Source organism: Burkholderia sp. HI4860 (assembly GCF_002223045.2).
Taxonomy (GTDB): Bacteria; Pseudomonadota; Gammaproteobacteria; order Burkholderiales; family Burkholderiaceae; genus Burkholderia.
Genome location: NZ_NKFO02000001.1, coordinates 2518102 through 2531026, shown reverse-complemented (window position 1 = coordinate 2531026; position 12925 = coordinate 2518102). Strand labels below are relative to the sequence as shown.

Annotated in this window: 12 protein-coding genes; 3 read left to right on the top strand and 9 right to left on the bottom strand. The window is 69.1% G+C overall.

Annotated features, from left to right (window positions below):
- Positions 1 to 406: 406 nt before the first annotated feature.
- Entirely contained in the window at positions 407 to 1435 is a 1029-nt protein-coding gene (gene adhP, locus CFB34_RS11245; protein WP_039367642.1) for an alcohol dehydrogenase AdhP, read from the top strand.
- Between the two features lie 51 nt (positions 1436 to 1486).
- Here adhP and CFB34_RS11240 read toward each other — a convergent pair whose 3' ends face one another.
- Complete coding sequence (locus CFB34_RS11240) at positions 1487 to 1918, bottom strand: MarR family transcriptional regulator (protein ID WP_059240503.1); 432 nt, start codon at positions 1916 to 1918, stop codon at positions 1487 to 1489.
- The gene (locus CFB34_RS11235) at positions 1915 to 2832 is read right to left on the bottom strand and encodes an alpha/beta hydrolase (RefSeq protein WP_089442424.1); all 918 of its coding nucleotides are present in this window, start codon (positions 2830 to 2832) and stop codon (positions 1915 to 1917) included. Before CFB34_RS11235 ends, CFB34_RS11240 begins: the two co-directional genes overlap by 4 nt.
- A gap of 301 nt (positions 2833 to 3133) precedes the next feature.
- Here CFB34_RS11235 and CFB34_RS11230 point away from each other — a divergent pair, with 301 nt between their 5' ends.
- Together CFB34_RS11230 and CFB34_RS11225 are read left to right on the top strand one after the other, a co-directional pair.
- Positions 3134 to 4099 carry an ABC transporter substrate-binding protein gene (locus CFB34_RS11230; protein ID WP_179243733.1) on the top strand — a complete coding sequence of 322 codons (966 nt, stop codon included), beginning with the start codon at positions 3134 to 3136 and terminating at the stop codon, positions 4097 to 4099.
- A 52-nt stretch (positions 4100 to 4151) separates the two neighbouring features.
- Complete coding sequence (locus tag CFB34_RS11225) at positions 4152 to 5246, top strand: LLM class flavin-dependent oxidoreductase (RefSeq protein ID WP_089442425.1); 1095 nt, start codon at positions 4152 to 4154, stop codon at positions 5244 to 5246.
- 96 nt (positions 5247 to 5342) lie between these two features.
- On the opposite strand, the gene CFB34_RS11220 is transcribed toward CFB34_RS11225, so the two are convergent.
- The 7 genes from CFB34_RS11220 to CFB34_RS11185 form a co-directional block, all read right to left on the bottom strand.
- Positions 5343 to 6278: an ABC transporter substrate-binding protein gene (locus CFB34_RS11220; protein ID WP_089442426.1), complete on the bottom strand. Its 936-nt coding sequence runs from the start codon at positions 6276 to 6278 to the stop codon at positions 5343 to 5345.
- 34 nt (positions 6279 to 6312) lie between these two features.
- Positions 6313 to 8103 (bottom strand): amino acid ABC transporter permease/ATP-binding protein, encoded by a 1791-nt coding sequence (locus CFB34_RS39030; protein ID WP_089442427.1) that lies wholly within the window; start codon positions 8101 to 8103, stop codon positions 6313 to 6315.
- Positions 8104 to 8167: 64 nt separating this feature from the next.
- Positions 8168 to 9520 (bottom strand): LLM class flavin-dependent oxidoreductase, encoded by a 1353-nt coding sequence (locus CFB34_RS11205; protein ID WP_089442428.1) that lies wholly within the window; start codon positions 9518 to 9520, stop codon positions 8168 to 8170.
- 7 nt (positions 9521 to 9527) lie between these two features.
- On the bottom strand, positions 9528 to 10577 hold the full coding sequence (locus tag CFB34_RS11200; protein WP_089442429.1) for an LLM class flavin-dependent oxidoreductase: 1050 nt from the start codon (positions 10575 to 10577) through the stop codon (positions 9528 to 9530).
- A gap of 63 nt (positions 10578 to 10640) precedes the next feature.
- Positions 10641 to 11588, bottom strand: a complete 948-nt coding sequence (locus CFB34_RS11195; RefSeq protein WP_071332567.1) for an ABC transporter substrate-binding protein — start codon at positions 11586 to 11588, stop codon at positions 10641 to 10643.
- Positions 11589 to 11642: 54 nt separating this feature from the next.
- Positions 11643 to 12203, bottom strand: coding sequence for a GNAT family N-acetyltransferase (locus CFB34_RS11190; RefSeq protein WP_089442430.1), 561 nt, complete (start codon positions 12201 to 12203; stop codon positions 11643 to 11645).
- Between the two features lie 318 nt (positions 12204 to 12521).
- Entirely contained in the window at positions 12522 to 12923 is a 402-nt protein-coding gene (locus CFB34_RS11185; RefSeq protein ID WP_089442431.1) for a type II TA system antitoxin MqsA family protein, read from the bottom strand.
- Between the last annotated feature and the right edge of the window lie 2 nt (positions 12924 to 12925).

Genomic DNA, 12925 nt, shown 5'->3' with positions numbered 1-12925 from the left:
TATCATTTCAAAATCCAAGCCGGATGGCGGGATCCTGTCGGGTTTCTGTCGGATGGGTGAAATGGCGGCGGGAGTGGAAATCGTCTGGGCGGTGTTCGGAACGCCCGCCTGAACCGGGTGATGCGATGCGCACGCCGACACATTGCCGATATGCCGGCCAGGTGCGTGTTGCCTGCGTTTGGTGTCCGTCGAAGCGGCCCGCCGGAAGCAGCCCTGCGCTGATCGATGCAGCGGGCGCGGCCCTCCGCTCCTGGGTCGGGAGCCAGTGCGATGCTGCGTGGCGCAACGGTGCGACGTCTTGTAGCGGTGGCGATCGCCGTGCATTGCCGGCGTGTTGACGCGTATCAATGCCGTTCGATTCCGAAACCGGATACTGGATCGCTCATTGACCAGGCAGGAGCGACCCATGACCCAAACCATGAAAGCGGCCGTCGTGCACGCATTCGGCGAACCGCTGCGCATCGAGGAAGTGCCCGTGCCGACGCCGGGGCCCGGCCAGATCCTCGTCAACATCAAGGCATCGGGTGTGTGCCATACCGACCTGCACGCGGCCGATGGCGACTGGCCGGTCAAGCCGACGTTGCCGTTCATTCCGGGGCATGAAGGCGTGGGCATCGTCGCGGCGGTCGGTGCGGGCGTCACGCACGTGCGCGAGGGGGATCGCGTGGGCGTGCCATGGCTCTACACGGCCTGCGGCCATTGCGAGTACTGCCACACGGGCTGGGAAACGCTGTGCCACGGCCAGCAGAACACCGGTTATTCGGTGAACGGCAGCTACGCGGAATACGTGCTGGCCGATCCCGACTACGTCGGCCATTTGCCCGCGCAGGTTGCGTTCGACGAGATCGCGCCGATCCTGTGCGCGGGTGTCACCGTCTACAAGGGCATTCGCGTCACCGATACGCGCCCTGGCCAGTGGCTCGCGATCTCCGGCATCGGCGGCCTCGGCCATGTGGCCGTGCAGTATGCGCGTGCGATGGGCCTGCACGTCGCGGCCATCGACATTTCACCCGACAAGCTCGCGCTGGCGCGGCAGCTCGGCGCGGAACTGACGATCGACGCGTCGACCGACGATCCGGCCAAGGTGATCCAGAAGGAGATCGGCGGTGCGCATGGCGTGCTCGTCACGGCCGTGTCGCGCAGTGCATTCGCGCAGGCGCTCGGGATGGTGCGGCGCGGCGGCACGGTGGCACTCAACGGCTTGCCGCCCGGCGATTTCCCGTTGCCGATCTTCTCCACGGTGCTGAACGGCATCACCGTGCGCGGGTCGATCGTCGGTACGCGGCGCGACCTGCAGGAATCGCTCGACTTCGCGGCCGACGGCCTGGTGCGCGCGCATATCCATCGCGACCGGCTCGGCAACATCAACGACGTGTTCGCAAAGCTGCGCGAAGGCAAGGTCGACGGGCGCATCGTGCTGACGGACATGCATTGACGTGATGCGCGCCGCGCACGTGCCGTCAATGGAGCGACGGCACCACGCTGCTCAACGCTCTGCCGGAAACCGCTCCTGCAATGCATGCAGCCAGCGCGCGACGACATCGAGTTCGTCGTCGGAAAACCCGTCGCACAGCTTGCCGTTGAGTTCGCGCAGCAGCACGCGCGCACGCTTGAGCGCGGCGTGGCCTTCATCGGTGAGGTACAGGCGCGTCGCGCGGCCGTCGTCCGAATCGGCGTGACGCGTAATGAGGCCGGCTTTCGCCATCCGGTCGGCGAGCCCCGTCATCGCGGACGGCGCAAGCTGCAGCGCGGCGCCGACTTCACCGATCAGCGCGCCATCCTGTTTCGCGAGACAGAACAATGCGCCGGCCTGCGCGGCGCTCGCACGCGTCTCGGTCTCCGCCTTGCGGTCGATCCAGCGCTGCACGCGCCGCTGGCCGATGTTCAACATGAAAAACAGTCGTCGGTCTTCGCTCAAGCTGGGTTCCCGGCTGCAATGGAAAGGGAGGGGCGGCCCGCGGTTCGCGTCGTGTCGAGCGCCTGCGCGAGCCAGTCGGCCACGTCGGGCCACAGCACGGTGCCGGGGCGGCTGCGGAAGAAGCCCATATGCCCGACCGGGCCGCTGCCCGCCGCGTGCGGATCGATCTGGCGGCGTTCGACCGTCGCGCGGGTCAGATAGCTTACCAGCAGCCCGATCGCAGGCGGGTTCGCCCACGGGTCGTCGTCGAAGCCGAGCGCGAGGATCGGCAACTGCTGTTTCGCGTAACGCTCGGCCGCGCCGAGCGTCGGATCGTCGAAGAAATAGTGCGGCAGCGTGGTCCAGCGGCTCCATTCGCGGAACACGCCGGCCGGCATGTCCTCGCCGAGCCCGAGCCGCTTGCCGGGCACGTAGCCGAGCAGTGCCGACATCAGCGGGCCGAGCACGCGCAGGATCAGCCGCACCTTCAGGCGTTCGGCCGCCTGCGTGATCAGCCGCGTGCTGCCCGCGTGCGCGGCGACCAGCACGGCCGCGCGCAGGTGCGGCGTCGCGGCGGACAGCCCGATCGCGTGCCCGCCGACGCTATGGCCGACCGCCAGCAGCGGCAAGCCTTCGTACGCCTGCCGCGCCCACGCGGTCGCGGCGCCCACGTCGAGTTCCATCCAGTCGCGCATGCGGGCCTTCAACGCACCCAGGCGCGCGGGGCGAGACGCGCCGATGCCGCGATAGTTGTAGGTGAGCGCCGCAAAGCCGCGTTCGGTCAGGAAGCGCGCGAAGCCGGCATACAGCCGCTCCGGCACGGCCGTTGCCGGATGGATCAGCACCAGCGCGCGCGGCGGCGCGTCCGGCGACCACAGCGTGCCGTGCAGCGCGTAGGCGTCGGCGGCGGAAAACTCGATGGGCTCGGAGGTCATGGCTGTCCTCGTGACGGGTAGTTATTTCGTATGCGAAATATAGTCCGTGATTTATTTCGCGCACGAAATATCTGTCGAGGATTCACTCGAACCGGGTTCCCGCGTGCGCGGCCGGCGGCATCCGGCGACGTCTGTCATGTCATAAGACATTTGCATCTTTCCATAGAAGAATATTGCGTTTGTTTCATGATGAAGATCGACGTATCTTCAGCGGTTCCATCCGTTCCGCCGGCCACCGTGCACGGCGGACCACCGGGCGCCGCCCGCGCGCGGCCGCCCGCCAACCCTCCGGGAGATCACGTTGTTGAGTCGAATCGTCACGGCACTCTTGCTGGCGCTTGCCGCGCAGCCCGGCATGGCCAAGGACACCGTCACGCTGCGCGTCGGTGAACAGAACTACTTCAACATCCAGGCGTCGATGGAGGCGTCCGGCGTGCTGAAGGACCTGCCTTACACGATCGAGTGGAAGCATTTCCAGGCGGCTGCGCCCGTCGCCGAATCGCTGAACGGCAATGCGATCGACGTCGGCTTTCTCGGCGATTCCGCGCTGCTCACGCTGGCCGCGCGCGGCGCGCCGGTGAAGGTCGTCGCGGTGTCGCGGCAGAGCCTCGACGGCGTCGCGATCCTCGTGCCGAAGGATTCGCCGGTGCGCACCGTGGCCGACCTGCAGGGCAAGACCATCGCCGTCTGGCGCGGCGCGTGGAGCCAGCAGCTCGTGCTGCGCGCGCTCGAACACGCGGGCTTGCGCGCGGATTCGGTCAAGTACGCGTACCTGATGCCGATCGATGCGACCAACGCGCTCGCGAACGGCTCGGTCGACGCCGTGTCGCTGTGGGAGCCGTTCGTCAGCACGCTCGCGTTGCGGCAGGGCGCGCGGCCCGTGACGACCGCGCAGGGGCTGATGCCGGCGCTGAGCTTCGTCGCCGCGAACGAGCAGGCCGTCTCCGGCAAGCGCGCCGAGATCACCGATTTCCTGCGGCGCGTGGTCGCCGCGCGCCAGTGGGTCGACAACCACCCGCGCGAGTACGCGGACCTGTGGGCGAAGCGCGCGAAGCTCGAACCCGACGTCGCGTACCGCTGGCTCAACAACGCGAAGCAGCGCGTCGGCCCGGTCGACGAGACGGCCGCGAAGGACGCGCAGAACACGGCCGACTTCCTGCACAAGGCCGGCGTGATTCCGGTCGCGTACGACACGTCGAAGCTGCTCGACCGCTCGTATGCGGGCGCGTTCGCGGCGCCCGCGCAGAAGACGGCCGCCGCGCAGTAAGCGCGCTGCCTCCGCCGCGATTTTCGATCAAGTACCCCAAGGACATTCCGACATGCCAGTCGACATCATCGGCATGATCACCGCGACACCCGGCGCGGAGGTCGACGTACCGGGCGGCGCGGCCGTCCAGCCCGACTACGTGCGCCGCTTCGCGCAGGCGCACGAGGCGGCCGGCTTCGACCAGATCCTGGTCGGCCATTTCAGCAACGCGGCGGACGGTTTCATCGTCGCGTCGTTCGCGGCCGCCGCGACCGAGCGCCTCCGCATCCTGCTCGCGCACCGGCCGGGCGTGATCGTGCCGTCGGCCGCCGCGCGGCAGATCGCGACGCTCGACGTATTCAGCGGCGGCCGGCTGGCGCTGAACGTCGTGTCGGGCGGCGACGATGCCGACCTGCAGCGCGACGGCGATTTCGTGCCGCACGATGCGCGCTACCGCCGTACCGGCGAATATCTCGACGTGCTGAAACGGATCTGGCAGGCCGACGCGCCGGTCGACCATGACGGTGCGTTCTATCGGCTGCGCGGCGCGTCGCCGGTCGTCAAGAGCGCCCAGCGGCCGCACGTGCCGATCTATTTCGGCGGCTCGTCGCCGGCCGCGCTGGCGGTCGCGGGCGAGCATGCCGACGTCTACATGACGTGGGGTGAGCCGCTCGCATCGGTGCGCGAGCAGATCGCGCGCGTGCGTGAAGCCGCCGCGCCGTTCGGGCGGGCGCCGCGCATCAGCGTGTCGTTCCGGCCGATCGTCGCCGATACCGAGGCGGCGGCGTGGGAAAAGGCCGAGGCGATCCGCGAGCGCGTGCGCGCGGCGCGGCTCGCGAACGGCCAGCCGATCGCCGGCCATGCGCCGCAGAATGCGGGTTCGCAACGGCTGATGGCGGCGGCCGCGCAGGGTGACGTGCTCGACGAGCGGCTGTGGATGGGTGTCGCGAACCTGACCGGCGCGCGCTGGAATTCGACCGCGCTGGTCGGCACGCCGGAACAGGTCGCGCGGGCGCTCGGTGCGTATTACCGGCTGGGCGTGTCGACGTTCCTGATTCGCGGGTTCGATCCGCTGGACGATGCGCTCGATTACGGGCGCGAGCTGATTCCGGCGATTCATGCGCACGTCGCGGAACTCGACCGGCATCACGCGGCGGTGACGGCGTAGGCTCCTGCAGCCCACGATGTTGCTTCGACGCGCCCCGGCATCGCCATCGTGCAATGCCGGGGCGATGTCACGTCGGGCATCGCCCGATCGACGTTGTCAAAACGACGGCAACCCCGGCGGATTGGTCTCCGCACGCGCGATCGCTTCACTCTGCAAACCCCAGCGCGCGAGCGCCTGCCCGTAACGGCCGTTGCCGATCAGCGCGTTCGTCGCGAGCGTCAGCGCGGGCGCGAGCCCGCTGCCGCGTCGCGTCGCGATCGCCACGTCGGCGTTGGCCGGCCAGCCCGCATTGACGACGCCGACGCGGCGGATCTTGCCCGTGCGCGCGGCCTCGTACGCGAGCGACGCGTTCGGGTTCAGCTCCGCATCGGCGCGACCCGACAGCAGCGCGACGCGCGCTGCCGCATCGTCGTCGAAATAGAGCAGCTCGGCCGGCTTCAGCCCCTGCGCCACGTTGCGCTTGTTCCACTCGAGCAGGATGCGCTCCTGGCTCGTCCCCGCGCCGGTGATGATGCGCAGGCCGGCGATGTCCTTCGGCTCGGCGAGCTTCGCGATCGGGCTGCCGGTGCGCACGTAGAAGCCGTGCAGCCCGAGCCGGTAGGTCGTGAAATCGTATTTCTCCTTGCGCTTCTCGGTCACGCCGACGTTCGAGATCACCGCGTCGTACTTGCCGGACGTCAACCCGAGCGGCCAGTCGGCCCACGCGATCGGCAGCAGCACGAGCGTGCGGCCGAGCGCGTCGGCGACGAGCTGCGCATAGTCGGGATCGGCGCCGACCACGGTGCGCGCGTCGGTCGCGTAGGTCGACACGGGCGGCGCATGCGGTGAAATCGCGACCGTGAACGCGCCGTCGCGTACCCAGCGGTAGCCGGCTGCCGCACGGATCGCCGCGTCGTCGGGTTGCGCGCGCGGCCGGCCGGCCTGGCGCGGATCGAGGTCGGCCGTCGCGGCGGCCGCGTGCACCGCATGCCATGGAAGGCTGCCCGCTGCCGCGATCAGCGCGGCGGTCATGAACTGGCGCCGGTCGGTCATCGTGCGGCACCTCGCAGGTAGGCAGCGGCGCGCATCACAGCACCCGCGACAGGAACGCACGCGTGCGCGGATGCGACGGCGCGTCGAGCACGACGGCCGGCGGCCCGGCTTCGACGATGCGCCCGCGCTCCATGAACAGCACGTTGTCCGCGACTTCGCGCGCGAAGCCGATCTCGTGCGTGACGATCACGAGCGTCGTGCCCGAGCGCGCGAGTTCCTTGATCACGTCGAGCACCTCGTTGACGAGCTCGGGATCGAGCGCCGAAGTGGGTTCGTCGAACAGCAGCACCTTCGGGCGCAGCGCGAGCGCCCGCGCGATCGCGACGCGCTGCTGCTGGCCGCCGGACAACTGGCGCGGATACGCATCGGCCTTGTCCGCGAGGCCGACGCGAGCGAGCAGCGTGCGGGCGATGCGTTCGGCGGCGTCGCGCGTGATGCCGCCGACGACGATCGGCGCTTCGACGAGGTTCTCGAGCACGGTCAGGTGCGGGAACAGGTTGAAGTTCTGGAACACCATCCCGACGGCCGTGCGCCGCGTCAGCACGTCGCGCTCCTTCAGCTCGTAGAGCACGTCGCCGTCGCGGCGATAGCCGATCAGTTCGCCGTCGATGTCGATGTAGCCGTCGTCGACGCGTTCGAGATGGTTGATCGTGCGCAGCAGCGTCGACTTGCCCGAGCCCGACGGCCCGACGATCGCGGTCACGCTGCCGCGCGGCGCGACGAACGACACGTTGTCGAGCACGCGCTGCATGCCGAACTGCTTCGACACGCCATGCACGGCCACTTCGCCGCCGGCGCGCGGTGCGACGGCGGTCGCCGCGTCGCCATCGCCGTGAGCCTGCGCGACCGATGCCGCGCGACGGGACGTGACACGCCGCCACAGCCCGCCGATACGCGCAAGCGCGAACGTGATGACGGACGGCGGCGGATTGCGCAGCGCGCCGCGCGCATAGTGCCGCTCGACCTGCACCTGGATGGCCGACAGCACGGTCAGGATGATCAGGTACCAGACGGTGGCGACCATCAGCAGCGGAATCACTTCGAGATTGCGGCGATAGATCACCTGCACCGTATAGAACAGCTCGGGCATCGCGAGCACGTACACCATCGACGTGCCTTTCGCGAGCGAGATCAGGTCGTTGAACGCGGTCGGCAGGATCGCGCGCATCGCCTGCGGCAGCACGATTCGCGTGGTCTGGCGGCCGCGCGGCAGCCCGAGTGCGGCGGCCGCCTCGAGCTGGCCCTGGTCGACCGCGAGAATGCCGCCGCGAATCACCTCCGCGGAAAACGCCGCGTGATTCAGCGTGAGGCCGAGCACGGCCGCGAGGAACGGGCTGATGAGATCGGTGGTCGGCGTATCGAACCAGATGATGTCGGTGAACGGCACGCCGAGCCGCACGTGCTCGTACAGGTAGCCGAGATTGTTCAGGATCAGCAGCAGCACGATCAGCGGAATCGAGCGGAACAGCCACACGAATGTCCACGCGCTCGCCGACAGCAGCCGCGAGCGCGACAGCCGGGCCAGCGCGACGAACGCGCCGAGCACGAAGCCGAACACCGCGCCGAGCAGCGTCAGCACCAGCGTGCGCGCGAGCCCCGACAGCACCGGCGGCGACAGGAACCATTCGGCGAACACCGGCCAGCCCCATTGCGGGTTGCCGAGAATCGAATGCAGGACGATCGCGATCAGCGCGACGGCGAGCACGGTGCCGGCCGTGCGCGACCGGTGGCGCGCGGGCACGATCCTGAAACGCGTGCCGGCGTCGCGTGCGCCGGGGGGAGAGAGCGGCGGCAGCGCGCCGCCGAGGTGGGTGGTGTCGCTCATGTCGGTGGAAATCCTCGAATCGGTCGGGCGGGCGCGCCGCGCACGGGCGGCGCGGCGGCGGGTGTCAGGCGTGCGCTTCGGCCGCCGTTTCGTGCGACGCGCCAGGCGCCGCGTGGCGGCTGGCCTTGCGCGGCAGCCCGAGGTGGTCGCGCAGCGTCGCACCGGGCAGGTCGCGGCTGTAGCGCCCGCGTGCCTCGAGCTCCGGAATCACGAGTTCGACGAAATCCTCGACGCCCTGCGCCTGCACCGCAAAGCCGAGGATGAAGCCGTCGCCGGCACCGGCGTCGTGCCAGCGGATCAGCTCGTCTGCGACATGCTCGGCCGTGCCGATGAAGTTCGGGCGCGGCGTGGCGACCGCGAGCGCCGTTTCGCGCAGCGACAGGCCTTTCTGTTTCGCGTCGGCCTTGATCCGGTCGGTGGTCGAGCGGAAGCTGTTGCGGCCCAGTTCGCCGAGTTCCGGGAACGGCGCATCGAGCGCGTACTGCGTGAAATCGTGGTGATCGAAATAGCGGCCGAGATACGCGAGGGCCTCGTCGATCGTCAGCAGGTTGCGGATCGCCTGGTATTTGTCCTCGGCCTCGGCCGCCGTGCGGCCGACGATCGGCCCGATGCCGGGGAAGATCTTCACGTCGCTGCCTTGCCGGCCGTGCTCGATCGCGCTCTGCTTCACGCGCCGCGTGAACGCGGCCGTTTCGTCGAGCGACGGCGAATGCGTGAACACCGCATCCGCATACTTGCCCGCGAGCGCGATGCCGGTGTCCGACGAACCGGCCTGGAAGATCACCGGCTGCCCCTGCGGCGAGCGCTGGATGTTGAGCGGGCCTGCGACCTGGAAGAAGCGGCCGTGGTGGTCGAGCGTGTGGAGCTTGTCGCGGTCGAAGAAGCGGCCGGTCGCGCGGTCGCGCACGAAGGCGTCGTCGTCCCAGCTGTCCCACAGGCCCTGCACGACGTCGAGGTATTCGTCGGCGATCTCGTAGCGCAGTTCGTGATCGGGATGCGCCTTGCCGAAATTCTTCGCGGTGCCTTCGAGCGGCGTCGTCACGACGTTCCAGCCCGCGCGGCCGCCGCTGATCGCATCGAGCGACGCGAGCTGGCGCGCGACCGTGAACGGCTCGCTGTACGACGTCGAGATCGTGCCCGCGAGCCCGATCTTCTTCGTCGCGACCGCGAGCGCCGACAGCACGGTCAGTGGTTCGAAGCGGTTCAGGAAGTGCGGGATCGACTTCTCGTTGATGTAGAGGCCGTCCGCGACGAACGCGAACGCGATGCCGGCAGCTTCCGCCTTGCGCGCGATGCCGATCGCGAATTCGAGGTTGATGCTCGCGTCCGGCGGATTGCTCGGGTGCCGCCATGCATTCATGTGGCTGCCTGCGCCTTGCAGCATCAGGCCGAAGGGAATCGATCGTCGGGTCGTCATGGGAGCGTCACATGTTCTGGTCAGGGGAGAGGGGGCGGTCGGCCGCGAGGGCCGTCTGCACCGGCGTGGCCGACAGCGCGCCGCCGAGCCATTCGACCGATGCGAGCCGCGCCGCGTAGTCGGTCACCGGCGAATCGATCACGAACGCATCGACGTCGAGCCGCCGGCTTAGTGCATCGAGCGCGCGGTGGATGCGCTCGGGCGTATCGGCCAGCACCGTCGGGCGCAGCTCGTCGATCCGGTAGTCGGACGCGCCGCTCTGCCGCGCGAATTCGGCCGCCGCCTGCGCGCTGGCGAGATTGAAGCTCTGGCCGCCCGCGAACTGCAGCTTGAAGATCTTCAGCGGCCCGATCAGTTGCTCGGCCGCGTCGCGCGTCGGCGCGGCCACCGCGTATAGCGCGACCAGCGGCCGGGTGCCGCCCGCGCTGCGGTACGCGTCCAGCGAGCGTTCGAGGTTCGCGTCGTCGCCGTTGAAATGCCCCGCGTAGCAGAAGCGCCAGCCGTTGCGCGCGGCGAGCGCGCCGCTGTCCGGCGAGCCGCCGAGCAGGATGCGTTCGGGTGCCTGCGGCGGCACGGGCAGCGCGACGGCGCCGGCGAGCGCATGATCCTCGGCGACGCCCCAGCCGAGAAACGCGTCGAGCGCCGCGAGCTGGCCCGCGAAGTCCGGCTTGCGCGCCTTGTCGTGGAACCACTGCAGCGCGCGCGTGGTCAGCGGCAGCCCGCCGGGCGCCTTGCCGATGCCGAGATCGACGCGGCCCGGCGCGAGCGCGGCCAGCACCTTGAAGGTTTCGGCGACCTTGAACGGGCTGTAGTGCTGCAGCATCACGCCGCCCGAGCCGACGCGAATGCGCGACGTGTGCGCGAGCAGGTGCGCGACGACGACCTCCGGCGCGGAGCTTGCAAAGGCCGGCGTGCCGTGATGTTCGGCGACCCAGAAGCGTTCGTAGCCGAGCTGTTCGGCGCGCTGCGCGAGCGTCGTGGTGAAGCGCAGCGCGTCGGCGGCGTTCGCGCCGTCGGCGATCGGACTCTTGTCCAGCAACGAAAGCGAATAAGACATGGTGAGCGGCGTTCCTGCGTGAGCGTGGCGTGGGCGTGAAGGGGCGGCGAGCGTGCGCGGCGTTCAGCTCTTCGGCAGCCCCGGCGGATTCGTGCGCGACTGGTCGATCGCTTCCGATGCGAGGTTCCAGCGGTCGAGCACCTGCTGGTAGCGGCCGTTCTTGATCAGCCCGTTCAGCGCGACGGTGAGCGGATCGGCGAGCCCGCTGCCGCGACGCGTCGCGATCGCGATGTCGGCGGTGCGCGGCCAGCCACCGCTGATCGCGCCGACGAGCCGCGTCTTGCCTTGCTGCGCGCTCTGGTACGCGAGCACCGAGTTCACGCTGAACACCGCGTCGGCGCGGCCCGACTGCACGGCGACGATGCGCATCGCCTGGTCGTCGTAGTACTGGATCTGCACGGGTTTCAGCCCGTGCGCGACGTTCTCGCGATCCCACGCGAGCAGGATCTTTTCCTGGTTGGTGCCGGCGTCGGTCACGATGCGCAGCCCGGCGACGTCCTTCGGCTCGCGGATCGCCTGGATCTTGCTGTCGTTGCGCACGTAGAAGCCGACCTGGTCCTTGCGATAGGTCGAGAAATCGAACTTCTGCTTGCGCTCCTCTGTGACGGTGACGTTCGAGATCACCGCGTCGACTTTCCCGGATTCGAGCGCGAGCGGCCAGTCGGCCCATGCGAGCGCGACGATCTTCAGCTTGCGGCCGAGGCTGTCGGACACGAGCTGGCCGACGTCGGCGTCGAAGCCGATCACCGTGCGCGCGTCGGTCGCATACGAGCTGATCGGCGGCAGGCTCGGCGCAACGCCGATCGTCAGCGTGCCGGGTTCGGCGAACTTGAACGACGCGGGCACCGCGCGCTCGACGGCTGCATCGGCCACGCCGCGCGGGCGGCCGCGCTGCTCGGGGCTCAGGTCGAACGTGGCGGCGGCCGCGGCTGCGGCGAATGCGGTCAGGCCGATCAGCGCGGCGGCCAGCGTGCGCGCGGCACGGGAGGAAAGCGGTACGGCTCGTTGCATGAAAGCGTCCTGAAGTGGCAAGCGGAAATCGGAGGGAAGCGGGGGCCGTCGCGATCAGCGCGACAGCACCGGTTCGGGCACGGGCGCCCACAGGTCGGCCAGCGTCGACGTGCGCGACGGATCGGCGAGATCCTTGCCGAACCGCAGGTGGAAATACGCTTCGGGGTCGATCGACGAATCGAACAGTCGCGTATAGCCGGTGCGGTCGTACAGCGCCCATGCTTCGGGCTGGCGGAAACCGGTGGTCAGGTAGATGCGGCGATAGCCTTGCTGCGCGGCACGCAGTTCGAGCGCCTCGACGATGACGCGGGCGAGGCCCTGGCGGCGCAGGTCCGAGCGGGTCCAGATCCGTTTGAGCTCGGCGGTCTGCGCGTCGTAGCGCTTGAACGCGCCGCCGCCGATCGTTTCGCCGTCGCGCAGCAGCAGCACGAACGCGCCTTCGGGCGGCGCGAACACTTCGGCCGGGTAGCGTGCGAGTTCTTCGCGGGCGGACGCTTGGCTGTCGGGCCGATACGCGTGGTAACGGGTCGAATACTCGTCGATCAACGCGTCGATCAGCGGTTGCGCGCGGACGTCGAGCGGCGTCGTGTCGATGATGCGGTCGGTTGTGGCCATGGGCATCGCGAAGGGCGCGCGATGCGGACGTTCCTGGCGGGGTGCGGGCACGCGGCCCGTCCGGTCTGTTCCGTTATCGCGGCGCGGTTGTCGTGATGGCGGCGGCCGGTGCGTATCCTGCCGGGATGCGGATGGCGGGCCGCCGCCGTTTTGAACACGTTAGCGGCGCGGCCGGCAAAGGCGAACGAAGCAATTTCGATAAGGATTTCGCGACGGACGTCAGAAGGCTTGCAGCGGGAATGGGGTGGGTGTGGCGGGGGGAGTGCGCATGCGTCGAAGCCGGTGCTTGACGCATGCGCGGTGCCGACAGGCGAGCACCTAGGCCGCTCGCACTTCGGCGAGCAGATCGGGGTGACGATCCAGCAGCTTCAGCAATTTCACGAGGGCAAGCGGCGGATTCGTCTTGCCCGTTTCGTAACGAGAGAACGCGTTCACGCCGCCGCCGAAGAGCTCGGCCGCCTCGCGCTGATCCAGCTTCAGCTTCTTGCGCACCTTCGCGATGTACTTCGGGTCGACGAGGGTGGCGTTCACCTGCTTGTTGAATTCGGTGATCGCTTCGCCGAGACGGGTGGCCTCGTCGAGATCCAGCACCGATTCTCCGCAGGCCGGGCAGAAATCGCCGGTGATATCGCGAACGACAGTCGACCGGCCCTTGTAGGTATAGGGGATGTCTCGCGTGTCGCGGACCAGCTTGGCGGCACCGCAGGCAGGGCACTTCATGT